General features: G+C 72.4%; 21 protein-coding genes. 9 read left to right on the top strand and 12 right to left on the bottom strand.

The genetic code is table 11. The features are described from left to right. Positions 1-216 precede the first annotated feature (216 nt). A complete protein-coding gene (locus tag HCN52_RS01330; RefSeq protein WP_168086463.1) occupies positions 217-1,044 on the top strand; it encodes a pentapeptide repeat-containing protein in 828 nt (275 codons plus the stop codon). A 136-nt stretch (positions 1,045-1,180) separates the two neighbouring features. On the opposite strand, the gene HCN52_RS01325 is transcribed toward HCN52_RS01330, so the two are convergent. Genes HCN52_RS01325 through HCN52_RS01315 form a run of 3 tightly spaced genes read right to left on the bottom strand, consistent with a single transcriptional unit; the run spans position 1,181 to position 3,836 of the window. Beyond that, on the bottom strand, positions 1,181-2,242 hold the full coding sequence (locus HCN52_RS01325) for a pyridoxal-phosphate dependent enzyme (protein WP_168086462.1): 1,062 nt from the start codon (positions 2,240-2,242) through the stop codon (positions 1,181-1,183). Positions 2,243-2,283: 41 nt separating this feature from the next. After that, positions 2,284-3,087: a Rossmann-like domain-containing protein gene (locus HCN52_RS01320; protein WP_168086461.1), complete on the bottom strand. Its 804-nt coding sequence runs from the start codon at positions 3,085-3,087 to the stop codon at positions 2,284-2,286. Beyond that, positions 3,084-3,836 carry a class I SAM-dependent methyltransferase gene (locus HCN52_RS01315; protein ID WP_168086460.1) on the bottom strand — a complete coding sequence of 251 codons (753 nt, stop codon included), beginning with the start codon at positions 3,834-3,836 and terminating at the stop codon, positions 3,084-3,086. The genes HCN52_RS01320 and HCN52_RS01315 overlap by 4 nt, the downstream gene beginning before the upstream one ends. 337 nt (positions 3,837-4,173) lie before the next feature. Between HCN52_RS01315 and HCN52_RS01310 the strand changes: the two genes are divergently transcribed. Continuing rightward, complete coding sequence (locus HCN52_RS01310) at positions 4,174-5,442, top strand: MFS transporter (protein WP_168086459.1); 1,269 nt, start codon at positions 4,174-4,176, stop codon at positions 5,440-5,442. A gap of 57 nt (positions 5,443-5,499) precedes the next feature. Here HCN52_RS01310 and HCN52_RS01305 read toward each other — a convergent pair whose 3' ends face one another. The 6 genes from HCN52_RS01305 to HCN52_RS01280 all read right to left on the bottom strand — a co-directional run bounded on the left by HCN52_RS01305 (position 5,500) and on the right by HCN52_RS01280 (position 11,552). Then, the gene (locus HCN52_RS01305; RefSeq protein ID WP_168086458.1) at positions 5,500-6,516 is read right to left on the bottom strand and encodes an ABC transporter substrate-binding protein; all 1,017 of its coding nucleotides are present in this window, start codon (positions 6,514-6,516) and stop codon (positions 5,500-5,502) included. 17 nt (positions 6,517-6,533) lie between these two features. Then, positions 6,534-7,304 (bottom strand): ABC transporter ATP-binding protein, encoded by a 771-nt coding sequence (locus HCN52_RS01300; RefSeq protein WP_168086457.1) that lies wholly within the window; start codon positions 7,302-7,304, stop codon positions 6,534-6,536. A gap of 1 nt (position 7,305) precedes the next feature. Further along, positions 7,306-8,481: a FecCD family ABC transporter permease gene (locus HCN52_RS01295; RefSeq protein WP_168086456.1), complete on the bottom strand. Its 1,176-nt coding sequence runs from the start codon at positions 8,479-8,481 to the stop codon at positions 7,306-7,308. Positions 8,482-9,057: 576 nt separating this feature from the next. After that, entirely contained in the window at positions 9,058-10,101 is a 1,044-nt protein-coding gene (locus HCN52_RS01290; protein ID WP_168086455.1) for a hypothetical protein, read from the bottom strand. After that, entirely contained in the window at positions 10,089-10,730 is a 642-nt protein-coding gene (locus HCN52_RS01285; protein WP_168086454.1) for a hypothetical protein, read from the bottom strand. The genes HCN52_RS01290 and HCN52_RS01285 overlap by 13 nt, the downstream gene beginning before the upstream one ends. A 627-nt stretch (positions 10,731-11,357) precedes the next feature. Continuing rightward, positions 11,358-11,552 carry a DUF4177 domain-containing protein gene (locus HCN52_RS01280; RefSeq protein WP_168086453.1) on the bottom strand — a complete coding sequence of 65 codons (195 nt, stop codon included), beginning with the start codon at positions 11,550-11,552 and terminating at the stop codon, positions 11,358-11,360. 648 nt (positions 11,553-12,200) lie between these two features. Here HCN52_RS01280 and HCN52_RS24630 point away from each other — a divergent pair. Next, positions 12,201-13,070 carry an ester cyclase gene (locus tag HCN52_RS24630; RefSeq protein ID WP_209314028.1) on the top strand — a complete coding sequence of 290 codons (870 nt, stop codon included), beginning with the start codon at positions 12,201-12,203 and terminating at the stop codon, positions 13,068-13,070. Positions 13,071-13,131: 61 nt separating this feature from the next. On the opposite strand, the gene HCN52_RS01270 is transcribed toward HCN52_RS24630, so the two are convergent. Continuing rightward, positions 13,132-14,229, bottom strand: a complete 1,098-nt coding sequence (locus HCN52_RS01270; protein WP_168086452.1) for a multicopper oxidase domain-containing protein — start codon at positions 14,227-14,229, stop codon at positions 13,132-13,134. 281 nt (positions 14,230-14,510) lie between these two features. Between HCN52_RS01270 and HCN52_RS01265 the strand changes: the two genes are divergently transcribed. From HCN52_RS01265 to HCN52_RS01255, 3 genes are all read left to right on the top strand, one after another. Next, positions 14,511-16,973 carry a ThuA domain-containing protein gene (locus HCN52_RS01265; protein WP_209314030.1) on the top strand — a complete coding sequence of 821 codons (2,463 nt, stop codon included), beginning with the start codon at positions 14,511-14,513 and terminating at the stop codon, positions 16,971-16,973. Beyond that, the gene (locus HCN52_RS01260; protein ID WP_168086450.1) at positions 16,973-19,225 is read left to right on the top strand and encodes an OmpL47-type beta-barrel domain-containing protein; all 2,253 of its coding nucleotides are present in this window, start codon (positions 16,973-16,975) and stop codon (positions 19,223-19,225) included. Before HCN52_RS01265 ends, HCN52_RS01260 begins: the two co-directional genes overlap by 1 nt. Before the next feature lie 311 nt (positions 19,226-19,536). After that, on the top strand, positions 19,537-20,349 hold the full coding sequence (locus HCN52_RS01255) for an SAM-dependent methyltransferase (protein WP_168086449.1): 813 nt from the start codon (positions 19,537-19,539) through the stop codon (positions 20,347-20,349). 54 nt (positions 20,350-20,403) lie between these two features. On the opposite strand, the gene HCN52_RS01250 is transcribed toward HCN52_RS01255, so the two are convergent. Next, entirely contained in the window at positions 20,404-22,650 is a 2,247-nt protein-coding gene (locus HCN52_RS01250; protein ID WP_168086448.1) for an ATP-binding cassette domain-containing protein, read from the bottom strand. A 126-nt stretch (positions 22,651-22,776) separates the two neighbouring features. On the opposite strand from HCN52_RS01250, the gene HCN52_RS01245 reads away from it, so the two are divergent. The 3 genes from HCN52_RS01245 (at position 22,777) to argF (ending at position 26,174) form a co-directional block, all read left to right on the top strand. Next, on the top strand, positions 22,777-23,733 hold the full coding sequence (locus tag HCN52_RS01245; RefSeq protein ID WP_312876480.1) for a TetR/AcrR family transcriptional regulator: 957 nt from the start codon (positions 22,777-22,779) through the stop codon (positions 23,731-23,733). Positions 23,734-23,800: 67 nt separating this feature from the next. Further along, a complete protein-coding gene (locus tag HCN52_RS01240) occupies positions 23,801-25,036 on the top strand; it encodes an arginine deiminase (RefSeq protein WP_168086447.1) in 1,236 nt (411 codons plus the stop codon). 139 nt (positions 25,037-25,175) lie between these two features. Then, entirely contained in the window at positions 25,176-26,174 is a 999-nt protein-coding gene (gene argF / locus HCN52_RS01235) for an ornithine carbamoyltransferase (RefSeq protein ID WP_168086446.1), read from the top strand. A 62-nt stretch (positions 26,175-26,236) separates the two neighbouring features. On the opposite strand, the gene mmuM is transcribed toward argF, so the two are convergent. Continuing rightward, a partial coding sequence (gene mmuM / locus HCN52_RS01230; protein WP_168086445.1) for a homocysteine S-methyltransferase occupies positions 26,237-26,920 on the bottom strand: 684 nt, incomplete at its 5' end.

The following is a 26,920-nucleotide window of genomic DNA, read 5'->3' as shown; positions in this document are numbered from 1 at the left end:
CGGTCCGGTGGTCAAAAAATGTGACGACAGCGTCGTCGGAGCGTGGGAGGCTCCTTCCGCGAAGCACCGCGGCGGACTGCTCGCGTTCTCGTCTCTACCGTCTTCGGGCAGTCCGCTCCGAACCTCGGGGAACAGAGTCGGTTCCTGCTGGACGAGGACAAGCACGTGCGCCGCGCACGTGCCGCCCTCGCCGCACGCCGACCCAGGAGTCACCGGTTGTCCCAGCGCACCTCGCACGCCGCCCACCCCGACCTGCAAGCCGACTGCGGCGACTGCTTCGGGCTGTGCTGTGTGGCACTGCCCTTCTCACGGTCGGCTGACTTCCCGGTGAACAAGTCCGCCGGCACACCCTGCGGAAATCTCCAGAAGGACTTCGGCTGCGGAATCCACGAGCAGCTGCGCGACAGGGGCTACAACGGCTGCGCGGTGTTCGACTGCTTCGGCGCCGGCCAGAAGGTCTCCCGGGTCACCTTCACCAGCGTCAGCTGGCGTGATGAGCCCGCCTCGGCCCGCGCGATGTTCGAGGTCCTCCCCATCATGCGCCGGCTCCACGAGCTCCTCACGTACACCGCGCAGGCCCTGGACCTGCCCTCGGCACGGCCCGTCCACCAGGAGCTCCGCCGCGCCTACGAACAGATCGACGCACTCACCCGGGAGACGCCCCAGACTGTGCTCGACGTCGACATCGACGCGCTGCGCGCCACGGTCGCCCCGCTGCTGCTGCGCACCGCCGAACTGGCCCGGGCGGCGGTTCCGGCGAGCGGAAGGAACCACCGGAGAGCCGACCTCGCCGGCGCGCGGCTGCACGGCGCGCAACTGCGGGGCGCCGATCTGCGAGGGGCCCTGCTCATCGCGGCCGACCTCTCCGGCGCCGACCCCCGCGACGCCGACCTGATCGGCGCGGACGTGCGAGACGCCGACCTGTCCGGGGCGGACCTGCGCAACGCACTGTTCCTGACCCGGTCTCAGCTTGACTCCGCTCGCGGTGATGCGCGTACGAGGATCTCCCCTCCGTTGCAGCACCCGCCGCACTGGGCGACCTGAAGCGGACCGCCGAAGAGCGCTCACGCGTTCTCGCCGTGCTGCGTCTCACGCAAGCCGTCCCCGGCCGACGACCCGCCGCCCGTCTCCGGGCGGCGGGTCGTCGCGGGCCCCGGGCTCGGCAGGGCGGGCCCGGGGATCAGCCGTGGCGGGCGGCGGTGGCCGGCGGGGCGGTGCTCCGGCGGCCGTCCGCGGCCCGTGCTGCTGCCGGGGCGGGGGCGCCGTTCCAGGCCATGCGGGACCACGGCAGTGCGATCTCGCGTGCCGACCGGACCTGGCGGGGCGCCAGGCGCTCCACCGGGACCGCGTCGCGGTGCCGGGCGAAGACGGAGTCCACGTACCGGTGGCCGGTGTCCGCGGCGACGAACAGCACCGTCCGGTCGGCGGCCGTCCGGTGCTCCCAGCGTGCCGCCAGGTACGCCGCGCCGGCCGAGAGGCCGGCGAAGACGGCGTGGCGCCGCAGCAGGTCGACGCTACCGGCGAGGGCGGCGTCGAAGGCGGTCCAGTGGACGGTGTCGTACCGGTCGTGCCGGACGTTGCCGAACGGGATGGAGCTGCCGATCCCGGCGATGATGATCTCCGGGTCGGCGACGTGCTCGCAGCCGAAGGTGACGCTGCCGAACGGCTGGACGCCGACGAGCCGGACGTCCGCACCCCGCCGCCGCAGCTGCTGGGCCAGCGCTCCGGTGGAGACACCGGTCCCCACGCCGCCGACGAGGGTCAGCGGCCCGTCGCCGAGCTGGGCGGCGAGCCGGTCCGCGACCTCGGCGTAACCCAGGTCGTGGATGTCGTCGTGGTACTGGCGCATCCAGTGGTACTCCGGGTGCTCCGCCAGGATCTCCCGGATGCGGGCGACCCGGCGGTTCTGGTCCAGCTTGAGGTCGTTGCCGGCGCGCATCAGTTCCAGGCGGACACCGAGCACCTCCAGCTGTGTGCGCAGCGTGCGGTCGACCGTGGCGGAGCCGATGATGTGGCAGCGCAGGCCGTGGCGGTGGCAGGCCAACGCCAAGGCGTAGGCGTAGATGCCGCTGGAGCTGTCGATGAGGGTGTCGCCCGGCCGGACGGCGCCGGTCTCCAGCAGGCGGCGCACGGCGGCCAGCGCGGAGACCACCTTCATGGTCTCGAAGCGGAGGCAAAGGAGGGAGTCGTCGAGCCGTATCAGGTCCGGGCGGCCGACTGCATCCGATATGTGGTCGTCCACGGGGTGGCTCCTGGGCGGTGACGGGACGAGCGAGGTGGGTGTCACGCCACCGCCCGGTAGCGGTAGACGGTGGTGGCGTCGGCGCTGAACTGCGAGAAGGGGAACGGCTCCGCGCACAGTGCCGTCACCCCCGCTCCGAGGAAGGCGCGCGCCACGGCGCTGCCGGTCTGTGCGTAGACCACCAGGGGGACACCGCGCTCCCGGCAGCGGCCGAGGACGGTGTCGAAGGTGCCGTTCCCGAGGGTCATGCCGGTGGCGACGACGGCGTCGGCGGTGTCGAGGACGGCGTGCATGTCGTCGGTGACCGGGTCGCCCCAGCGGGTGGTCCGCAGGTTGAGGTCGCAGAGCAGGGGTTCACCGCCGCGTTCGCGGATGGCGGCGACGAGCGGGTTGACGACGCCGATGAGTCCGACGGTGCTGCCGGTCGCGTCGCCGAGCAGATCGGCGACGGCGGCGTCCCGCGCGGCGGCCCGCCGCTCGGGGGTGCCGGTGGGGAGGACGACGGCCTCCGCGCCTGCGGTGTCCCGGTGCGGCGACGCCGCGGCGAGGCAGGCGTCGAGCGCCGCGATGCGCAGCGCGCGGGGGCCGTCGCGCAGCAGGGAGTCGAGGCTCGCTCCGCTGGCGTCGCGGCACACCGCGGGGTCGACCTCGTCCGCTTCGAAGGCGCAGGCGCCGAAGGAGTCACCGACGCGGACGAGCAGGTACTGGTTGAGGTAGGTGGTGTCTCCGCCGGCCAGTCGGGTGCCGTGGTGGGCCCAGAAGACGCTGGTGGCGACCAGGTGACGGGGCGGGGTCCCGTGGCGGCCGGCCCGGACGTCGGCTGTCAGCTCGTCGACGGCGCTCACGGTCGACCCCCGTCCCGGCGGCCCTGGTGGGTGATGCGGAAGAGGAAGGTGATGACGCCGTCCTGCCAGTCGTGGAGGTGGTCGATCCGCGGATCGAACCCGTGGTCGAGCGCATGCCCGACCAGGGCGCGCAGGTCTGCGGTGGTGGAGGCGATGAGGTGGATCTCGCCGTCGGGTGCGAGGAGTTCGCGTTCCGCGAGGTGGGAGAAGAAGCGGGCGACGAGCGGGGCGCCGACGCAGACGTTGCGGACGATGTCGGGGTCGTCGCTCACCGGCCGGCTGACGGCCGGGGGGTTGAAGGTGACGACGTCGAACCGGCTGCCGTCCGGGACGGCGTCGAAGAGGTCGCCGACCCGGGGGTGGAAGGCGGTCCCCGGCCGGTCGCCGACCAGCTGCCGGTAGTGGCGGGTGGTGGCAGCGATACTCGCCGGGTGGACGTCCAGGGCATGGACCTCGCGGGCTCCTCGCAGCCCGGCCGCCACGGCCTCGACGCCGAGCCCCACCCCCATGGCGGCGTAGCGGAGACCGCGCGTCTCGATACGGCCGTCGAGGACCCGGTCGTGGATCATGCGGCTGGTCCAGCCGGGGACGAAGACGCCCGGCGGCACGTCGAAGGTCCAGCCGTTCCAGGTGTGGGAGCGGGTGGTGTGCAGGTCGGACGAGGGGCGGTTGACGGCGATGATGCGGTCTGCGGGCAGCGGCGGCGGCAGCTGTGCGAGGAGGGCGGTGCCGGTCGCGGTGCGGTCCATGAGTTCTCTTCCGTTTTCGTCGGTGGAACGGGCGCGCGCATGCGGAGCCTCGGTGCGCGGCGGCGCGGTGCGTAGCGGACCGCGAGCGGCCGTCGGCGGTGTCCGAGGGGTGGGGGCGGAGGCGTCGGGGCACAGGACGGTGGCGCGTACCGGAGTGGCACGACCGAGAGCACCCTAATGGCAATGATTGTCATTGCGATAGTGTTCTTTCACGCAACGGCGCGCCCTGGCCTGAGGTTTGCGACCGAGGCGGCCGCACCGTCCCGTCCACTCGGACACCGCTCGCCGCGAGGACCGTGGCGACCGGAACCTCCCCCGTGCCACGTCAGGAGCCCCGGTGACCACTTCCGCCGCGCCACCCGGAACCGCGACCGTCCCGCCCCCGGAGCAGCCCTCGATCCTGCTCGACACGGCCTTCCTGCGACTCTGGACAGGCGCGACCGCCTCCGGTCTGGCCACCTGGGCGCTGCCGTTCGTCCTCGGCCTCGCGGTTGTCGACCGGACCCTCTCGGCCACGGAACTCGGCCTGCTGCTCGCCGCGCGAACGGTCGGGTTCCTCGCCGCGGTCCCGGTGGCGGGGGTCCTGGCCGACCGCTACTCCCGTCGCGGCGTCGTCCTCTGGTCCGGGTTGGCGGCGGGCGCGGCGGCGCCCGTGATAGCCCTCGGGGTGGACCGCTCGGTCCTGCTGATGGCCGCGGGCGCCGCCCTGGCCGGCGCGGGGCAGGGCGCCTGCCGGCCCGCCTACCAGGCGTTGACCGCCGAGGTGGTGGGCCCCGACCGGCGGCAGCAGGCCAACGCCGCCATGACCCTGGCGGTCCGGGGCACCATCCTCACCGGACCGTCACTCGCCGCGCTGCTCGCCGTCTTCCTCCACACCCGGACGCTTCTGCTCGCCATCGGCCTGCTCTGGCTCGTTTCGGCCTGCGTCCCCGGTCGGGGCGCACGGCGCGCCAACGCGCGCCCCGAGCAGGACCAGGTCGCGGCCGCTTCGTTCGCCGCGCAGTTCGGCGAGGGCGTCCGGGAGGCGCGCCGGCACCCGTGGTTCCTCGCGGGGCTGGGCGCGCTGACGGCGGTCATCGCCACCGGCTACTCCGCGACCGGCGTCGTGCTGCCGACCGTCAGCCGGGACGACTACGGCAGCCAGGCGGTGCTGGCGGGCGCCGTCACCGCGTACACGGCGGGGGCGCTGGCCGGGGCGCTCCTCATCGCACGCTGGCACCCGCGCTCGGCGGGGTGGGTGGCGCTGACCGGCCTCGCCCTCTACGGTCTCGCGCCACTGAGCCTGCTGCTGCCGGTGCCCGCCGCCGTGGTGCTGGCCGCGTACGCGGTCGCGGGCATCGGGATCGAGCTGTTCAACGTGCCGTGGTTCACCGCCGCGCAGCGGGAGGTCGCGCCGGACAAGCTGGCCCGGGTCTCCTCGCTCGACTTCCTGCTGTCGTACGGGCTCGCTCCGGTCGGTCTCGCCGTCATCGCGCCGGCCGTCGCCGCGTTCGGCGCGGAGCCCGTGCTGCTCGGCTGCGCCGTGGTCTGCTTCGCGGCGCCCGCGCTCGCCGCACTGGCGCCGGGCGCCCGCACGTTCTCCCGGTCACCGTCCCACGGACGGTGAGCATCGGGCCCGGAGGGTCGGCCACGACGGCCGTTCCCTCCGGGCCCGACGGGGTCGTCAGTCGGCGAGCTCCGCCAGGTACGCGGCGAACTTCTCCAGGCCGTCGACGGTGCGGGGGCCGCTGATGCCCTCGTTGTAGTCAAGGACGAAGAAGTTGTCCTGCCGCACCCCGGGCAGCTCGCGGGTGTGCGGCGACTCCTTGAGGAAGTCGATCTTCTTCTCCGCGGCGAGGTCGCCGTAGTCGAGGATGACGATCACCTCGGGCTCCGCCTCGGCGACCGACTCCCAACTCACCTGCGTCCACCGCTCGTCCAGGTCGTCGAAGATGTTCCGGGCACCGGCCGAGGCGATGATGTCGTTGGGCGGCACCTGGCTTCCGGCGGTGAACGGCTGGTCGGTACCGGAGTCGTAGAGGAAGACCGGCAGCGGGTCACCGTCGGGCGCGGCGGCGCGGACCGCCTCCACCCGCCCCTGCAACTCCTCGACCACCTCGGCGGCGCGCTCCTCCACCTGGAAGATCGCGCCGAGCCGCTCCAGGTCGGCCCAGAGCGCGTCGAACGGCGCCATCCGCTCGGGGTGGCCGGGGTAGTTGAAGCAGCTTTCGGTGTGCAGGAAGCTCTGGATGCCGAGGGTGTCGAGGATCTCGGGGGTGATGCCGCGCTGCTCGCTGAAACCTGAGTTCCACCCCGCGACCACCAGGTCGGCCCGGGCCTCGACCACGATCTCCTTGTTGAGCAGGTCGTCGCTGAGCATCTCCACCTCGGCGTAGTCGGCCGCCCACGGCGACTCCTCGACCGGCGGATTGGCGGGCGGCATGACGTACCCGGCCACGCGGTCCGTCAGACCGAGAGCGAACAGCTTGTCCGCGCTGCCGGCCTCGTAGGCGACCGCGCGCTCGGGCACGGTGTAGGTCACGGACTCGCCGCAGCGCTGGACGGACGACGACGCGTCCGACTTCTCGTCGTCCTGCTCCTCCACCTCCGCGCCGCAACCCGCGAGGGCCAGCGCCATCACCACGGCACTTCCGGAGACGGCGGTGCGGCGCGCGGCGCTTGAGGGGGTCTTCCTGGGCATGGTGGGTCGCCTTCCGGTCACGAGGGATCGAGTGAGTACAACAACTGCGGTGCGCCGCTCACCGGATGCGGGACGACCTCGGCGCGGACGCCGAAGACCTCCTCGACCAGCCGCGCGGTAAGGACCTCCGCCGGGGTCCCGGCGGCGACGAGCCTGCCGTCGGCGAGCACGCCGACCCGGTCGCAGACCGCTGCGGCGAGGTTGAGGTCGTGCAGCACGACGAGGACGGTGAGGCCGGAGCCCCGCAGGAACGAGAGCAGGCCGAGCTGGTGGCGGATGTCGAGGTGGTTGGTGGGCTCGTCCAGGACCAGCACCCGGGGCTCCTGGACGAGGGCCCGGGCCAGCAGGACCCGTTGGCGCTCGCCCCCCGAGAGGCCGGGCACGGTCCGCTGGGCGAGGTGCGCGACGTCGAGGCGTTCCATCGCCGCGCGGCACAGTTCCCGCTCCCTCGCGTTCAGCGGCTCGTTGCCCCGCCGGTGAGGCGCGCGCCCCAGCGCGACGACCTCCTCGACGGTGAAGTCGACATCGACGCCGCCGTCCTGTGTCGTCGCGGCGACGGTCCGCGCGCTCTGCCGGGGCGTGAGGCGGGAGAGGTCCTGGTCCCCCAGCAGCACCGCGCCGGCGCTGGGGCGCAGCGCCCGGTAGACGCAGCGCAGGGCGGTGGACTTCCCGCTGCCGTTCGGCCCGACGAGGCCGACGATCGCCCCCTCGGACACCGTCAGCGAGAGCCGGTCCACCAGCGTCCTGCCGTCGGTCACCACCGACAGCTCCTCGATGCGCAGTTCCATGTCAGCGGCCTCCGAACGTGTAGCCGCCGCGCCGCATCAGCGCGACGAAGACGGGGACACCGACCAGCGCGGTGATGACCCCGAGCGGCAGTTCGCGCGGGGCGACCACGGTGCGGGCCGCGAGGTCCACCCACACCATGAACAGCGCCCCGGCCAGCGGGGCGACCGCGAGGACCCGGGCGTGCGTGGCACCGACGAGGATGCGGACGACGTGCGGCATGACCAGCCCGACGAAGGCGATGGCGCCGCTCACCGCGACCATGACACCGGTGACGAGGGAGACCATCACCAGCAGCACGGTCCGCTGCCGGCCCGCGGCCACGCCGAGGCTCGCGGCCGTCTCGTCGCCGAGGGAGAGCACGTCCAGCACCCGGCCCCGCCGGTACATCAGCACCAGCCCGCCGAGCACCGCGACGGCCACCACCGGCAGCACGTCCCAACTCGCCGCACCGAAACTGCCCATCGTCCAGAACAGCACCGTGCTGGTGGCCTCGTTGTTGGGGGCGAGGTAGACGAGCAGGCTCATCACCGCCTGGAAGCCGAGCGACATCGCCACACCGGTCAGGACGAGCCGCAGGGGCGACAGTCCGCCGCGTCCGGCGGCGGCGAGGTAGACCAGCAGCGAGGCGCCGAGCGCTCCGAGGAAGGCACCGATCGAGACGGCGTGGATGCCGAGGACGGCCAGCCCGCCGGTGGTGGTGACGGCGACCGCCCCCACCGAGGCGCCCGAGGAGACGCCCAGGACGAACGGGTCGGCGAGCGCGTTGCGGACCATGGCCTGGATCACCACACCGATCGTGCTCAGCCCGGCACCGACCAGCGCCGCCAGCAGCACGCGAGGGGTGCGGATCTGCCAGATGATCTGGTGGGTGGTCACCTCGTCCGCGCCGATGGTGCCGCCGCTGAGCGCCGCCCAGAGGTGGCGGGCGGTTTCGCCCGGCGCGATGACCGCCGGCCCGAGGCCGATGGCGACGACGACGGAGACCAGCAGCAGAAGGGTCAGCACGGCGCAGGCGCCGAGCAGCCCGCGCCGGGAGGCGAGGCGGCGCTTCGGGCCGGGCGCCACCGGAGCTGCCGCCTGCCGCTGCTGCCCGATCAGGGGCGTTCCCCGGGGTGGTACGAGTGGCGAGGGCGACGGCACGGGCCACCTGCGCTTTCCATCGATAATGGAACCCATGTTCAACAGAGGAGAACTTAGACCCCTCTGCGGACCGTTGTCCACCACGGATCTCCCGAAGCCGCCGGGCGAGGCAGGGGCCGGCGAGGATGAAACGCGGGGTATCGCTTCACCCGCTACGGCTGCCGTCCGGATCCGGGCGGAAGCGGCAAGGAATTCCGTGGCACCCTCACGGCGAGTGCCCGCACCGCGCTGTGCGTCGGTGTGCGCACGAGCACCAAGAAGGTCAGGGCCAGCTCGCCCCGGGCTCGGCCTTGGTCGGTCCGCGCGCACACCAGCGGGAGACGGACCACGCCCGCCAAGGGCCGCGCACAGGAGCCGCCGGTCGAGCCGACGAGCAGAAAGAGCGGCAGCCGGGGTCCGGTCGCTCAGGGCAGCGCGCAGCGCAACTCGGGAGTGCGGGCCGAGGCGACGGGTGCGTCCACCACAGACGGGGCTGCGCCCACACACGGCGCGGAGCTGTCGACCGTCCGGCGTGCCCCCGTTGCTGCTTCTCGTCGGCCCTCGACGGACAGCCGCGCGGAGGGACCGCGGCGTCGGTACGGGCGGCGGCGTTCAGTCGCAGCCCGTACCGATTCAGCGGACGATGGTCTGGATCTCCTGGACGGTGACGTCCTGGGTGGTACCGAACTCGCCATCCGGCAGGGTCGCGCCGCTGCCGTCCGACCCCTCCCAGCTGACCTCCCACACGACCGTCGCGCTGAACGGGTACGGGCCACGGTCGTGGGTCGCCCGGTGGTAGGTGAGGCCGCAGGCCGGCGCAGTCCCGGCGTCAGCAGAGGCATAGGGCCGCCCCACAGCGCCGTCCGCCCCGACATCACAGCCGTCGTGCACCGTCGCGTCCCCCGTCCCCGCGTCGAGTTCCACATGTGACGGGGTCGCGGTCACCGTTGCCGACAGCTGCGAGTAGCCACTGATCGACGCCGTCACCGACACCGGCGCCAGATCGGACGCGTCCATCCACACCCAGGTCGCCAGATTCACCTTCTGCGCATCCGCCGCCGGACTCAACTCGGCACGGACATCAGGGATCTCCACCTCGGCATACGCCAACTCCGCCAGCATCTCCGGCGTCGGAGAGTTGGGATGCGGCGGCGGGGTGTCATCGTGGTCCACCCAGAAGATCCGGGACTCACAGCTCGCAGTCGACCCGTCGGGGTGGTTCGGGTTGGAGTGCACCGTCCACCAGGCCCCCTCGTCCTCCCGCCCGATGTTGTGATCCTCGTGCCGACTGTTCTCGCCGTAGGTCTCATCGTGCGAGTCGATGATCTCCTGAGCATTGTCCGGGTCGGTCTTGTACGCCTCGTTCTTGGCGTAGTTGTCCCACCAGTCCTTGAACTCCGACGCCGACCAGCGAGGCGCGTAATAGCACGGCGGCGGCGACCAGTTCGCCTGCCGCCCGGACAACGACCCACCATCACCCGAATGCGGCGGATCGAACACCACGCCAGCCACGCCGGCCCCGGAGACACCTGCCTTCAGCTTGTTGCCATTGCGGTCTCCGCGGACATCTCCTCCTCGGTCCCCGCGACCACCACCGCCGTCTGTGGCGACCGCTGGTGCGGTCGCCGACAACAGCAGCGCACCGACCAGTACGGCAACCGAGCTCACCGCACGCACGTGTCGTCTTCCCGCTCGGTCGTCAGCACCACGGTCTGCCAAACTCCGACATCGTTTAGTTCCTGACGCGAGGTGTAGTAGTAAGTACCGCTGTCCGGCTCTCTTTCACCACTGTCCACCTTCACCAGGTATGACTCGGACATGTCCGCACAGTACGTAGCGACGGCCGCGGTGTCGGACTGCATCTCGAGAGTGCGGTTGTAATAGTACGTGGTGCCTCCGAAAGAAAGCCCGTCGTCATGCATACCGGAGGCGAACTCAAGGCTCTCCAGCAGCGCCGTGTCCGCCTGGTAGAACGGCAGGGACGGCACCTTCGTGTCGCCACTCGTGATGGCCTCGTCCACGGCGTTGATGGCGTGCTCCTGGTCGGCGAGGACGGCGAGTTCGACCGGGTCGTCGGTGTCGACCTCCTCGAAGACGTTGTTCACCTCGTCCGGCAGGTTGATCTCCGGACGGTCGATACCGTCCTCGGGCAGTTCGTCCTCGCCCGTCTCGTCCTCCGCCTCGTCGCCCTCGCCCTCCGTGGGATCCGGCGAAGCCGAGGAACCGGCGTCGACGCCGGGCAGCGCGTCGTCGCTGGAGTCGTCGCTCCCGCCGCAGGCGGTGGCGAGCAGGCCGGTCGCCAGCACGGCCGCGACCACAGAGGCAGAGATTCGGCGCCGCATGTCAGAAACCCCTCGGAAGCGTTCGAACAGAGAAATACGAGTCACGATACGTCATGTCCCGGACACCCCGAGGTGCAGGCGGCCGGCAGGGCACTCGGCCGTAGAGACGGGATCGTGCACACAACGGTTCCGGCGGTACCGGGGCAAGCAGCAGACACCGGGGCTCCACGCTAAGCCTGGGCTCAGGGTTCCGAGCACTCCCGGCGCATGCTCCCCCACGCGAGCGACAGCGGCGCAGCGGCGCGGTCCGAGCCGCCCTGAGGTGCGGGGCGAGCGCGCGTCTCCGCCACGACATCTCCGTGCCGGGGCTGCTGCGGGGCGAGCACGGGCACGGGTCACCTGTCGGCCCACGTGGTCACGGTCAACGATCTCTACGCCTTCGATCCGGACGTCGCGGTGGGGTTCGAAGAGTGCGAGGACGTCCTCGGGCCCCCCTTCCGGCAGCCTGCGCAGGGGCTGGGCTTCAACGGTTCGGCGGTGGCACACACGTGGCGGAGCATGATCCGGCGGACCAGTTCCTGTGGGCCCGCCGAGCCTCCGCCGAGCGTAGGGCTCGGGGCGCCGGCCTGCGTCCCGAGCACGCGCGTCCCGTCAGTCGCTCGCGGGCCGCTTGGCGATGACGGCGATCTCGATGGCCTGGCCGGCTCCGAAGCTGGGAGCGAGGGTGCCGACCGCCTCCCAGCCCTCGGCGCCCAGTGCGGTCAGATCGCTCTCGATCTGCGCGTAGTCGAAGGCCTTCCAGCCGAGCTTGTAGGTGAGCACCTTGTGTTCCCAGCGGGTCGTCATCAGCGTGTCCTTTCAGTGGTTCCGCGAGCGGCTCCCTGTCACCGTGACGGCGTCGGCCGGGTCGGTGTGCGCACCAGAAGCCCACACCGTGCCCCTGGGGCACGGTCAAGGATCCGGTCCGGCGAGTCGTCGCGACGGTGACCGGTAAGTCGCCAACCGAACCCGAGCCGCGCTGCCGCGGCCAGGTTCCGGGGCGGCCTCCACCGACGTCTCCACCGAGGTCACGCTCGACATGACCTCCACCTCGGCGACGACGGACGAGTTCGAGCCGATCGACACCGCTCCGGTCGTCACTTTCGCCCCGCCCCGGCGAACGTGCGGGCGTTCGCGCTGCCGCTCACCTTCCAGGGCGGCGACGCGGAGACGGTGCGGGTGGAGAGCTCCGTCGACAGCGACTCCGGACCCCCGGCCGGTGCGCGCCACGGGCACACGGCCGGGGCGGGGTGCGCACCGGCCCCGGTCCGCCGGCGCAGCCGCCGCAACACGAGCCCGGATATCCGGGGTGGCCGGAACGGCATGCTCGCCTTGCCCGAGGGTGCATGCCGCCGGTCGGCCACGCCATACGGTGACGTCGCCCCGTCCGGGCGCGCGACGGCGCGGGCCCGGCGCATCCCGGCCGCAGTCGGCCGCCCCCACGCAAGGAACGACATGATCACGGACGAGATCCGCGCCGCACGGCAGCAGCTGGTGCTCGACCACTTCGAGGACGAGGTGCGGCAGGAGTGGGACGACGTGCTGTCGACCTTCCCCCACCCGCACTACGAGCTGATCCCGACCATGACCGTCCACGACGGCGGTGACCAGGTGCGCGGTTACTACCACGAGACGCGGGTCGCCTTCCCGGACCAGCGCCACGAGATCATCGCGCTCCGGCACGCCGATGACGCGGTGATCGTGGAGTTCTGGCTGATCGGCACCCATCTCGGCCCGCTCGGTGAGATCCCCGCGACGGGCGGCACCTTCCGCGTCCGGATGACCGCCTACTTCATCTTCGACGCGGCGGAGAACCTCGTCTGCGAGCGGGTCTACTTCGACACGCTCTCCATGCTGCGGCAGCTCATCGGCGGGTTGAACATGCGGAACCCGAAGAACTGGCTGCTGACGGTCCGGTGCCTGCGTGGGCTGCTGCGGATGGCGGGCGGGGAGCCGCATCCCTCGCTGGTCGACACGGTGGAACCGGAGCTGGCCCGCCGCCCCGCGGCAGCCGCCGCCACGGCGGAGGCGACCGCCGCCGAGGTGGGTGTCTCGGACGCGGCGTCGGCGGTCGCGGCCACCGACACGCCGGCGTCGACGACGACCGACGGCACGGCGACAGCCGCCGAGAGCGTGACCGCGACCGAGCCCGCCGGCGAGACCGTGACCGCCGGCGAGACCCCGGCCGCCGCCGGGGCCGAGGACGCGGCCGAGACCGCCCTCGGGGCGTCCGAGGCAGCCGGGCCCCCGGCCGAAGCCGGCCGGGACGCCGACGCCGACGCCAGTGGGAGCCCCGCGCCGGAGCGGCCCGGTACCGCCCGCTGACACCACGGTGACCCGGCACCGCCCGGTGCCGGGTCACCGCCGCCGTCGACGCGCCTCCGCGTCAGTGGTCGTGCCCGGAACCCTCCTCGGCGCCGCCGTGGCCCTCGTGGCCACCGCCGTCACCACCGCCGGCGTGGTGGTGCTCGTAGTCGGGGATGGTGCCGTCCGGCCGTTTGACCAGCAGCAGCCCGGCCATGCCCATGTCGGAGTGGCTCTGCACGTGGCAGTGGTACATCCAGGCGCCGGGTCCGGCGCCCTCCCCCGCCACGATCTGGAAGCCGAACGAGTCGCCCGGGCCGGTGATCTTGTTGTCGATGACCCGGCTGGAGTCGTCGGGGCCGCTGAGCAGGCCGGTGCGGTTGTCCGCCCACCGGTGCCCGTGGATGTGGAAGGTGTGGTACAGCTCGCCGTGGGTGAGGTTGATGATCTCGACCCGGTCGCCCATGGTGACCTCGAAGTCGGGCCCCACGCGGTTGTTGTTGGTGAGCATGTCGTTGAAGACGATGGTCAGCGTGCGGTCGGGAAGGATGTCGCCGTCCCGCCTGACCACCAGGGCGCCGTAGAGCCCGTTGCGCACCCCGGCCGTGCCGTGGTCGGTCCCCACGACGTGGTCGTGGTACTGCCAGTAGCCGGCGCTGCCCTCGCGCCAGGTGCCGTCGGCGCGGCGGCCGGGGATGTGGGAGCGCCAGGTGTAGGTGCGTTTGCCGCCCGGCGGGACGTGGCTGTTGGACATCCGGGTGCCGTCGCTGGATATCTCGTAGTCGACGCCGTGGACGTGAAGGCTGGCGTCCACGTCCATGGTGTTCTCGACCTCGATGTGGAGGGTGTCGCCCTCGACCATCTCGATGAGCGGCCCGGGGACGCTGGCCTTGCCCTTCTCCAGCCCGTAGCCCATCCGTCCGTCGCTCAGCCGCTCGATGAAGAGCTTCATGCGGCGGGTCTCGTTGCGGGCCTTCGCGGTGCGGACCGACAGCGGCGAGGCGCCGTCGGCGCGGCTGGGCGGGCTGACCGCGGTCAGGGACGCGGCGCCGGCGATGGCGGCGGCGCCCCAGAACAGGGACCGTCTGCCGAGCCCGCGGTCCCCCGTGGTGGTGCTCGCGTCGCGCCAGGCGCCCTCGGATCCGTTGCCACCGCCGTGGCCGCTGGTCGCGGCATTCATCAGCAGAACTCCCTCTGACTTCGGCCAGTTGAGCGATCGACGCGAGGAGCGCCACCTCTCAGGACCGGCACAACGTAGCCAGCCGCGGTGACTTTTTCCAGACCTGGGACAAACTTTTGCCGTTCTTCGGCATAACCCCTTGGCGTGCACCTGTCGGGGGTTTACCTTGCTCGCTGACCCCGTAAGCAGTGAGGAGTGGGTGGCACATGCGGCCAACACCGCATCACAGTCCCATGAGTTCGGAGCCCGGGAACAGACCCGGCGCGGACGCGGGCGGCCGCATGCGCCGCTCGCGTCGCACGCGCGCCTGGTCCGCGGCTCTGCTCTCCGGCGTGATGGCAACCGGCGCGCTCTACGCGACGCCCGCCAGCGCCCAGCCGTCGGCGGAAAGCGTCGCCTCGGCTCTCAACCTGCCGTCCCCACCGGGCGGCGACGACGTCCGCGTCCTGGTCTTCCACGGCTCGGCCAACGAGGAGTCCCCCACCGTCAACGCGGGCATCGCCGCGCTGGAGAGCATCGGCCGCTCCGGACCCGCCGCCCAGCGGTTCCGCATCGAGGCCACCGACGACGCCTCCGTCTTCACCGACGGCCGCAAGCTCGGCACGTTCAACTCCGTCGTCTTCCTCACCGGTGAGGGCGACGTCCTCAACCCCGAGGAGGAGCTGGGCCTGCAGGCCTACCTGGGTGCCGGCGGCGGCTTCCTCGGCGTCCACGAGGCAGCGCGCACCGAGCCCTACTCCGACTGGTACCGCGACCTGATCGGCGCCCGCGCCACCGAGGACAGCGGCAGCGTCGCCCAGCGCGCCACCGTCGAGGTCGGCGACCGCGAGCACCCGGCCACCGCCGACCTCCCCCTGGAGTGGAACCGGCTCGACCGCTGGCTGAACTGGGAGGACAACCCCTCCGGTGACGTCCACACCGTCGCGCGAGTCCGGGAACTCGACTACGAGCCGGGCGAGTCGGCCAACGGACCGGACCACCCGATCAGCTGGTGCCAGGACTACGCCGGCGGCCGGTCGTTCTACACCGCCATGGGCGGCACCGTCGGGTCCTGGGCCGAGGCCGACTTCCGCGACCACCTGCGCGGCGCCCTCACCTGGACCAACCGCGTCGCTCGCGCGGACTGCCAGGCCACCGTCACCGGGAACTACGTCGCCGAGCGGCTGACCGCGCCCAACCAGCCCGGCGAGCACGACCAGATCGGTGAGCCCCACGGTCTCGTCGCGGCGCCCGACGGCCGCATCTTCTACATCAGCCGCGGCGGCCGCGCCTCCGGCGAACCCGTCGTCACCGACTGGAACGACCCCGACATCGGCAAGGGCGAGGGCGAGATCCACGTCTGGGACCCGAGGACGGAGGAGGTCTCGCTGGTCGGGTCGCTCACGATCTTCGGCAACAAGGGCGGCGGCGGCGAGCTGGTCAAGACCGAGGAGGGCCTGCTCGGCATCGAGCTCGACCCGCGGTTCGCCAGCAACGGGTGGATCTACCTGCACTGGACGCCGCACTCGGAGATCGACCGCGACAAGCGCGTCGCCGAGCGCCGCGTCTCCCGCTTCACCGTCAACCGCTCCACCGGCAGGCTGGACCTGTCCTCGGAGAAGGTGCTGCTGGACTGGGAGGTGCAGATCCACAGCTGCTGCCACGCCGGCGGCGGCATGGCGTGGGACAGCCACGACAACCTCTACATCGCCACCGGTGACACCAACTCCTCCGGCTTCACCGGCGGTTACTCGGGCAACAACCCGGAGCCGGTCTACCAGGGCATCTCGTTCGCGGACGCCCGCCGGACCTCGGGCAACACCAACAACCTGAACGGCAAGATCCTCCGGATCCACCCCGAGCAGGACGGCACCTACACCCTCCCCGCGGGCAACCTGTTCACGGGACGCGAGACGGCCGAGGGCGGCGGCAAGACCAAGGGCGAGATCTACGCCATGGGTGTCCGCAACCCCTCGCGAATCTTCGTCGACAAGCAGACCGACGTGCTCTACGCCGGCTGGGTCGGCCCCGACGCCTCGGCTCCGAGCCCCACCTGGGGCCCCGCCAAGTACGAGTCGTACGCGGCCATCACCGAGCCCGGCAACTTCGGCTGGCCGTTCTGCATGGGCAACAACCAGCCCTACCGGGACCGCAATCTGCCCAACCCGGACCAGCCGCTGGGTTGGTACGACTGCGACGCCCCGCGCAACGAGTCGCCGCACAACGACGGGCTGGTCAAGATCCCGCCGATCACCCCGGTGTCGATCTGGTACGCCCCCAACGGCGGCGGCACCGACTACCCGCGCAACGCCGACGGCGTCCCCTCCTACGAGGCGGACGAGGAGTTCCAGCTCCTGCCGTGGGCCCGCGGCGGCGGCCAGGCCGCGATGACCGGCCCGGTCTACCGCTACGACGAGAACCGCGCCAGCGACGTCAAGTGGCCCTCCTACTGGGACGGCAAGTGGTTCGTCGGCGACTTCTACGACGGGGTGCAGCCGCGCCACGCCGTGCTCCTCGACCCCGACAGCCTCGGGACCGGGGCGCTGCCCACGCACGCCGAGTCGCTGAAGGACATCATCCCGGTCGGTGAGGGCGGCATCCGCAACCTCATGGACTGGAAGTTCGCGCCCGACGGGTCGCTGTACGTGCTGGACTACGGCCGCGGGTTCTTCACCTCCCATTCCGAGTCCGCCCTGTGGCGGGTGACCTACGACGGTGGCGCGCCGACCCCGGCCGCGGCCGACCTGGTCAGAAAGGGCGACTGATGAGACCGACGACCGTAGCGCCGCACCGCGTTCGACGCGGCGGCCTGTGGACCGCGCTGCTGGCCTCGGTGGTGCTGCTGCTGGGGCTGACCCCGACGGTGGCCTTCGCCGGCGCCGACGGCCGGTCCGGTGAGGCCGAGCCGCGCGACGACGCGGAGACCGCGCAGCAGCAGGTGCTGACCTGGACGGCCGACGACCGGGTCGACACCTACGCCTCCGCGCCGGAGACCGCCGTCGCGGGACCTGCGACGATCGTGTTCGACAACAGCGTGGAGGCCGGCAACGACATCGCCATGCCCCACACGCTGACCTTCGACACCAGCGACCCGCAGTACAACGACGACGTCGACATCAACCTCCTCGCCAACCCGACCGACAACAACGGCGGGGTGCACGAGGTCGAGGTCGACCTGACGCCGGGCACCTACCGGTACTACTGCGCCATCCCCGGCCACGGCACCATGCAGGGCACCCTGATCGTGACCGAGGACGACGGCGAGGACTCCACCCCGCCGGAGGTCACCGCCTCCGTGGGCGGCGCCCAGGACGAGGACGGCAACTTCTTCGGCTCCGCCACGGTCACCCTGGAGGCGACCGACAGCGGTTCCGGCGTGGAGAGCGTCGAGTTCGCCGAGGGCGAGGACGGCGACTGGCAGCCCTACACCGACCCGGTCGTGGTGGACCAGGTGGGCGACCACCTGATCCGCTACCGCGCCACCGACGTGGCGGGCAACACCTCCGAGCCGGGCACCGTGGAGTTCACCGTCGTCGAGCCCAGTGACGACCAGGAGGCGCCGGAGACCTCGGCCACCGTCAGCGGCGAGCAGGACGGGGACGGCAACTTCCTCGGCTCTGCCACCGTGACCGTGACCGCCTCCGACGCGGGCTCGGGCGTCAACACCATCGAGTACGCGCTCGGTGCGGACGGCGAGTGGCAGGAGTACGAGGGCCCGGTCGCGGTCCACGAACTCGGCACCCACGTGCTGCGCTACCGGGCGACCGACCGCGCCGGCAACACCTCCGAGGAGGCGAGCGTCGAGTTCACCGTGGTGGAGCAGGTGGAGGAGGACACCACTCCCCCGGACGTCTCCGCGACGGTGGCCGGCACCACCAACTCCAGCGGCGCCTACATCGGTCACGCCCGCGTGACGATCGACGCCACCGACGACGACTCCGGTGTGGAGCGGATCGAGTACTCGCTCGACGCCGGCCCCTACCTGGAGTACACCGACACCGTCATCGTCGACGGCGTGGGGCGGCACACCGTCTCGTACCGCGCGACGGACGTCGCCGGCAACACCTCCGAGCCCGGCCAGGTCGTCTTCAGCGTGGCGCGCGGCGGCGGGGTTCCCGCCCCCAACTGCGCCGAGTTCGACGAGCGCCGCACGGTCATCGTCGGTGACGTGGACACCGGGGTGCCCAACCGCATCACCGACACCCGCTGCCGCATCAACGAGCGGATCGAGGACGAGAAGGACTGGTCCTCGCACGCCCTGTTCCTGCGTCACGTGGACGACGTCGTGGGCCAGCTCCTCGACGAGGGCGTCATCGACGAGCGCGAGGCCGGTCTGATCCGTGAGGCCGCGCGCGACTCCGGTGTCGGCACCCCCGGCAACACCGAGGGCTACCGCAGCCTCTTCGACGGCAGCGAGCGGAGCTTCGAGCGCTGGCAGCACGTCGGCGGCGGGGCGTTCGACCTGTCCGAGGACAACGCCATGACCAGCAGCACCGAGGTCAACGGCATGGGGATGCTGTGGTTCCCGGAGCGGCAGTACGAGAACTTCTCGCTGAAGCTCCAGTGGCGTGACGACGCGCCCGACGGCATCTTCACCAACGGCGGCGTCTTCGTGCGCTTCCCCGACGTCCACGGGCACCCCGAGGAGTCGCGGCCCGAGTGGGTGGCGATCAACTACGGTCACGAGATCCAGATCTACGACCGCCCCGACGGGGACATGTACAAGACCGGCTCGATCTACGGGTTCGACCGCGTCGGTCTCGGCGGCGCCGGGGTCACCCCCAAGGGCACCTGGAACGACTACGAGATCCGGGTGATCGGGCAGTCCTACGAGGTCTACCGCAACGGTGTCCTCATCAACGAGTTCGAGAACGCGCGCGGCCAGGTCTTCGAGCCGCCGCGTGGCGGCGACCCGGGCACCAACGGCCGCCGCAACGCCTCCGGCTACCTGGGCCTGCAGGTCCACGGCGCCAGTGAGGTGGTCTCCTACCGCGACATCCGCATCAAGGAGCTCTGACCGGTAGCAGGCACGGCACGCCGACGGCGGGGCCCGGACCCCCTCTCCCCAGGGGGTCCGGGCCCCGCCCGTGCGAGGCCCGGCCGGCGCGCGGGCGGCACGGCGCACGGCAGCGGTCCCCGTGCGGGCGGGCGCCCCCGGAGTACGCTGACTGGTGGTGACGCCACGCACCTGTTCCGTGTGCGGACGCATGGTGTCGCCCGCCGCCCCCGGCCTGCGGCGGGCGCCGCGGCCTGCACGGGCGGGCGCGGCGCCCACCGCCCGCCGGAGCCGGCCGCCAGGGCCGTACCCGACCCGAACGGAGCAACCGCGTGAGCGCAGACCCGTCCCAGTGGGACCGCGACCAGATCATCTCCCGGATCGACACCTCCGTCCCCCACTCGGCCCGCGTGTGGAACTACTGCGCGGGCGGCAGCGACTGGTACGAGGTGGACAAGCAACTGGTCGACCAGTTGCTCGCCGACTACCCGAGCGCCGCGGGCCTGGCGGTCGCCTCGCGGCAGTTCCTCGGCCGAGCCGTCCGCCACCTGGTGCGGGAGGCCGGGGTGCGGCAGTTCCTCGACATCGGCACGGGGCTGCCGACGGGCGACAACACGCACCAGGTGGCGCAGCGCCACGCCCCGGACGCCCGCATCGTGTACGTGGACAACGACCCGCTGGTCCTGCTGCACGCGGAGGCGCTGCTCACCTCGACCCCGGAGGGTGCCACCGTCTACATCGAGGGGGACGTGCGGGATCCGGACACGGTGCTGGCGGCGGCTCGCGAGACGTTGGACTTCGAGCAGCCGATCGCGCTGATGCTGCTGTCGATGCTCGGGCATATCGAGCCCGGGCCCGCGGCGGAGCTGGTCCAGGAGTACATGAGCCGACTGCCGTCGGGCTCCTACCTGGTGACGTGCGACAGCATCGACTCCCCGGCGATGGTGGAGCTGAACGTGCACTACGCCGCCTCCGGCGCCGCGCCCTACTACGTGCGGTCCCGGGAGGACCTGGCCGCCACGGCGAAGGGGCTGGAGATCCTGCCCCCGGGGATCGGCCCCATCCCGGAGTGGCACCCGGACACGGCGGCGCCGGCGCCGGCGGACCAGATGGACCAGTGGGGGCTGGTGGCACGCAAGCCCTGACGCGCCGGGGTGGGGGCGGCCCGCGGCCGTCCCCACCCGCTCCGCCGCCCGTGGTCAGCGGGCGGCGGCCGCCTCGCGCCGGAGGAACGCGGCGGTGTGCGACTCGGCGCAGTCCAGCAGGGCCCGCGGTGTCCCCTCGAAGAGCACGCGGCCGCCCCGGCTGCCGCCTTCCGGACCCAGGTCGACGATCCAGTCGGCCTGCTTGATCACCTCCAGGTTGTGCTCGATGAGCAGCACGGTGTTCCCGGCGGCGACGAGCCGGTCCACGATGCCCAGCAGCCGGTCCACGTCCGCCATGTGCAGCCCGGTGGTGGGCTCGTCCAGCACGTAGACGCTGCCCTCGCCGTGCAGGACGGTCGCGAGCTTCAGCCGCTGGCACTCCCCGCCGGAGAGCGTGGAGAGCGGCTGGCCGAGCCGCAGGTAGTCCAGTCCGACGTCGACCATTGCCCGCGCCGCGGCGTGCAGGGCGCGCTCGGTGAAGAACTCGGCCGCCTCCCGGGCGGTCATGGCGAGGACCTGGTCGATCGAGCGGCCCCGCAGGGTGTGCTGTCTCACCTCCTCGCGGAAGCGGCGGCCGCCGCACTCCTCGCACGGGGTCCGGACGCCGTCCATGAACGCCAGGTCGGTCCAGACCACCCCCATGCCCTGACACCCCGGGCAGGCGCCGGTCGAGTTGAAGCTGAAGAGGGAGGCGCTCACCCCGCCGGCGCGTGCGAAGAGCCGCCGGATGCCGTCGAGCATGCCGGTGTAGGTGACGGGGCTGGACCGCCGGTTGGTGCCGACCGCGGACTGGTCGACGACGACGGCCTCCGGATGCTGCTCCAGGAACGCCCCCACCAGGGTGCTCTTGCCCGAGCCGGCGACCCCGGTGACCGCGGTGACGACGCCGGTGGGGACGGCCACCGTCACGTCGCGCAGGTTGTGCCGCGCGGCGGCGCGGATCTCCAGCCGGCCGGTGGGTGTGCGGAACGTCTGCCGGACGGGGGCGCGGCGCCGCAGTTCGCGCCCGGTGACGGTGTCGGCCGCCGCCAGGGTCTGCGGGGTGCCCTGGTGGACGACCTGCCCGCCGTGCTCCCCGGCCCGCGGGCCCATGTCGACGACGTGGTCGGCGATGGCGATGACGTCGGGGTCGTGCTCGACCACCAGCACGGTGTTGCCCTTGTCGCGCAGCTTGCGGAGCAGCGCGTTGAGGCGGTGGACGTCCCGTGCGTGGAGCCCGATGCTCGGCTCGTCGAAGACGTAGAGCATGTCGGTGAGGCTGCTGCTGAGGTGGCGCACCATCTTGATCCGCTGCGACTCGCCGCCGGAGAGCGTGGTGGTCCGCCGGTCCAGCGAGAGGTACCCGAGGCCGATGGCGACCAGGTCGCCGACCCGGTCCACCAGGCTCGCGACGACGGGCTCGGTGTCGGGGGCGGCGAGGCTCGGCAGGAGGGCGAGGAGTTCGGTGGCCTCCAGGGCGGAGAGGTCGGCGATGGAGTGGCCCCCGATGCGGCTGGCGAGGACACCGTCGTTGTACCGGCTGCCGTCGCATCGGCCGCAGGTCGCGGAGGTCACGAACCGGAGGAAGACCTTGCGGTTGCGCTCGGCCATCTCGGCGGTGTCCTTGCGGACGTAGACGCGGGTGAACCGGTCCAGCAGCCCCTCGTACCCCTTCGGGGTGGGCCCGAGGGCGTCGCCGCCGTGCAGCAGGGTCCGCCACTCCGCCTCGGTCCATTCGCACAGCGGCTTGTCGTTGTCGAAGAGCCCGGATCCGGCCAGGCTGTCCCAGAACCACTTGCCGACCCCGAAGTCGGGGTGCTGGATGGCGCCGCCGTTGAGGGAGAGCGACCGGTCGACGAGGGCGTCGAGGTCGATCTCGGTGGTGCGGCCGATGCCCTCGCACGCCGGGCACATGCCGAGCGGGTCGTTGAAGGAATAGGCGTGGGCGGCGCCGTGGTGCGGAGCACCGCCCCGGGAGAGCAGCAGCCGCAGCAGCGGGGCGATGTCGGTGATGGTGCCGACGGTGGAGCGGGAGTTGCCGCCGAGCCGCTTCTGGTCGACCACGATCGCCGCGGAGAGGTTCTCCAGGGCGTCGGCGTCCGGCCGGCCGTGCTGCGGGAGGAAGCCGCGCTGGAAGGCGGTGAAGGTCTCGTTGAGCTGGCGCTGCGCCTCGGCGGCGATGGTGTCGAACGCCAGGGACGACTTCCCGGAGCCGGAGACGCCGGTGAAGACGGTGATCCCCCGCTTCGGTATGCGCAGCGACACCTCGCGGAGGTTGTTCTCCCTCGCTCTGACCACGTTGATCTCACCGTCGGTCGACATGCACCCCTACCTTTCTACGCTGTACGGAGCTGGACACTCTACACTGTACGGAGTACAGTCGGACCACCGTCGCGACCACCTCCCGCGCCGGACCCGCGACGACCACCCGAGCGAGGAGCGAGCACGGTGAGCACCGAGGACCACGACCGCACCCCCGAACCGACCGGCCGACCCGGCCCCACCGACCCGGCCGGCGCCCCCGCGGCCCCGATGGCGGGCGACCCGCCCCGGCCCACCGCCGGCAGCGGCGAGGAGCAGCCCGAGGCCACGGCGAGCAACAACGCCGGCGACCCCCGCGCCACCATGGAGCTGCTCTGGGGCGCACGCCCCCGCCCCTCCCGCGGACCGCGGCCGCGCCTGGACGCGGAGGCAGTGGCGCGCGAGGCGATCGCGCTCGCCGACGAGGAGGGACTCGCCGCGCTCTCGATGCGCCGGTTGGCGGCACGGCTGGGCGTCACCGTGATGTCGCTCTACACCTACGTACCGGGCAAGGCGGAGCTGGTGGACCTGATGCTGGACCGGGTCCTCGCCGGACCCGACGGCCCCGAACTGACCCGCACCGCCCCGCTCCACGGCGACACCGGGGGCGCCCCGGTAACCGACTGGCGTGACCGGCTGGCGGCGGTGGCGCGGGCGGAGTGGGAGCTGAACCTCCGCCACCCCTGGCTGCTGCAGGTGACCACGGCGCGCCCGTCCCTCGGCCCGCACGTCCTCGACTGGTACGAACGCGCGCTGCACGCGGTGGACGGGGTGGGCCTGACGGAGGTCGAGATGGACAGCGTGGTCGACCTGGTGACCCACTACGTCCACGGCGCGTCGCGTTCGGCGGTCGCCGCCGCCGACGTCGACAACCGCACCGGCATGACCGACGACCAGTGGTGGGGGGCGGTCGCGCCGCTGCTCGACGAGGTCTGGCCCGCCGGCAGGTACCCCGTCTCCGACCGCGTCGGCCCGGTCGTCGGCGAGCTGCACGGCGCACGGATTCCGCCGGAGCAGTCCTTCGCCTTCGGCCTGGAGCGGCTGCTCGACGGGGTCGCGGTGCTGATCGAGGGACGGACCGGGGAGGGCGGTACGCGCCGGTGATCCGGTCGGCGCCGGGGTACGACCGGATCAGGCGCGTGAGCCGGCGCGGCCGGGCAGGATGGAGGGCATGGGATTCCACGTCGACTCCGAGGTCGGCCGACTGCGACGCGTCGTGCTCCACCGTCCGGGTCTGGAGCTGAAGCGACTGACACCGTCCAACAAGGACGACCTGCTCTTCGACGACGTGCTGTGGGTGCGCCGGGCCCAGCAGGAGCACGACACCTTCGCCGCGGTGCTGCGCGAGCGGGGCGTGGCCGTCCACCTGTTCCAGGACCTGCTCTCCGAGAGCCTGTCGATTCCGGCGGCGCGCGAGCTCGTGCTGGACCGGGTCTTCGACGAGAAGGAGTACGGCCCGCTGGCCACGGACCACCTGCGGGAGGCGTTCGAGGAGCTGCCGGGCGCGGAGTTGGCCGGCGCGCTGGTCGGCGGCATGACCAAGCGGGAGTTCCTGGAGCGCCACGCCGAGCCGACGTCGGTCCGGTTCCACGCGATGGAGCCGGACGACTTCCTGCTCGATCCGCTGCCCAACCACCTGTTCACCCGCGACACCTCGGCGTGGGTCTACGACGGGGTCTCGATCAACGCGATGCGCTGGCCCGCTCGCCGGCGCGAGGTGGTGCACTTCGAGGCGATCTACCACCACCACCCGCTCTTCACCTCGGCGGCGGCGCGTCCCTTCCGGCTGTGGTCGGAGGGCCAGGCCGCCTACCCGTCCACCATCGAGGGCGGCGACGTGCTGGTGCTGGGGTCGGGCGCGGTCCTCATCGGGATGAGCGAGCGGACCACCCCGCAGGCGGTGGAGATGCTCGCCCGGGGGCTGTTCGCGGCGGGGTCGGCGCGGACGATCGTGGCGCTGGACATGCCGAAGACCCGGGCGTTCATGCACCTGGACACGGTGCTGACCATGGTCGACGGCGAGACCTTCGTCCAGTACGCGGGGCTGGGGATGCTGCGCTCGTACACCATCGAGCCGGGCGCCGCGGAGAACGAGCTGAAGGTGACCGACCACCCCCCGGAGCACATGCACCGCGCCATCGCCGCCGCACTGGGGCTGGACGGGCTGCGGGTGCTGACCGCGACGCAGGACACGCACTCGGCGGAGCGGGAGCAGTGGGACGACGGCTGCAACGTCCTGGCGGTGGAGCCGGGCGTCGTGCTCACCTACGAACGCAACACCACCACCAACGCCCACCTGCGGCGCAGCGGGGTCGAGGTGCTGGAGATCCCCGGTGGGGAGTTGGGCCGCGGCCGGGGTGGCCCGCGGTGCATGAGCTGCCCGGTGGAGCGCGACCCGGTGAGCTGAGCGGGGGCGGCCGCCTCCTGGTGCGGGCCCGCGCGAGGAGGCGGCCGACCCACCCCCACCCCGCATAGCGATACTGGGTGATGCATATACTTCCAGCTTCCGGTATCCACCGCGCCGACGCAACGACCCAGGAGCCACCATGGCGACAGACCTCACCGGGCGCCACTTCCTCAAGGAACTGGACTTCTCCGCCGCTGAGTTCCGGCAGCTGATCGAGCTGGCGGCCGAACTGAAGGCAGCCCGCCGCGCGGGCACCGAGGTCAGGCGCCTGACCGGCCGCTCCGTCGCGCTGATCTTCGAGAAGACCTCGACGCGGACCCGCTGCGCCTTCGAGGTGGCCGCCGCCGAGCAGGGGGCCACCACCACCTACCTCGACCCGGCCGGCTCGCAGATCGGCCACAAGGAGTCGGCGAAGGACACCGCGCGGGTCCTGGGGCGCATGTTCCACGCGGTGCAGTACCGGGGCAGCGCCCAGCAGACCGTGGAGGAGCTCGCCGCCCACGCCGGCGTCCCGGTCTACAACGGGCTCACCGACGACTGGCACCCGACACAGATGCTCGCCGACGTGCTCACCATGACCGAGCACCGCCCGGGACCGCTGGAGGAGATCTCCTTCGCCTACCTCGGCGACGCCCGCTTCAACATGGGCAACTCCTACCTGGTCACCGGGGCGCTGCTCGGCATGGACGTGCGCATCGTGGCGCCGGAGCGGTACTGGCCGGCCGCCGGGGTCGTCGCCGAGGCACGCCGGCTCGCGGAGGTCAGCGGGGCCCGGATCACCCTCACCGAGGACGTGGACGAGGGGGTGGCCGGCGTCGACTTCGTCGCCACCGACGTCTGGGTGTCGATGGGAGAGCCCGCACAGGTGTGGGAGGAGCGGATCGTCGACCTCGCGCCGTACGCGGTCACCATGGACGTGCTGCGTGCTTCCGGGAACCCCGACGTGAAGTTCCTGCACTGTCTGCCCGCCTTCCACGACCTCGGCACGGCGCTCGGGCGGGAGATCCACGAGCGGTTCGGGCTGGAGTCCCTGGAGGTCACCGACGAGGTCTTCGAGTCCGCGCACTCCGTGGTGTTCGACGAGGCGGAGAACCGACTGCACACCATCAAGGCGGTCCTGGTCGCCACCCTCGGCTGAGCGACGCGCCCAGGGGCCGTGCCGCCGCGGCGCGGCCCGGCGCCCGTCGGTCAGCCCCTCGGTCAGCCCCTCAGCCCGGCGCCAGTCGGCGGTGCCCCGAGATCCCGGACCGCGGCGGCGACGGGGGCGAGCCGGGCGGGGCCGACCCGACAGCACCCCCCGATCAGCCGGGCACCGGCCGCGTACCACGCGGCGACCGCGTCGGCGGTGGGTACGGCCGACCCGTGCCAGCCCCGCTCGGCGTCCCACCGCTCGCCGCTGTTGGGGTAGGCCACCCCCGGCAGGCCGGTGACGGCGGCTGCGACGCGCAGCGCCGGTGCGACCTCGGCCGGGGCGCAGCAGTTGACGCCGACCGCGATGACGCGGGGATGCCCGAGGGCGACGGCGAACGCCTCGGTGAGGGACTGCCCGGCGCGCGTCCGCCCGTCGGCGACGGTGTACGAGAGCCACACCGGCACGTCGACCCGTGCCGCGGCGGTCAGCATCGCCCGCGCCTCCACGACGTCGGGGACCGTCTCCAGGGCGAGCACGTCGGGACGTCCCGCCGCGGCCGCTTCGATGCGCGGCCGGTGGAAGCGGACCAGTTCCGCCTCGGTCAGCCCGTAGCGTCCCCGGTACTCGCCGCCGTCGGCACGCACCGCCCCCAGCGGCCCGACCGACGCCGCCACCCACACGCGCTCGGGGTGCCGGCGTGCCGCCTCGCGGGCCAGCTCCGTGGCGCGGGCCGCCACCGCGGCGGCCCGGGT

It is taken from the genome of Streptomyces bohaiensis (assembly GCF_012033785.1).
GTDB classification, from domain to species: Bacteria; Actinomycetota; Actinomycetes; order Streptomycetales; family Streptomycetaceae; genus Streptomyces; species Streptomyces bohaiensis.
This window is presented reverse-complemented; position numbering and strand designations above follow the sequence as displayed.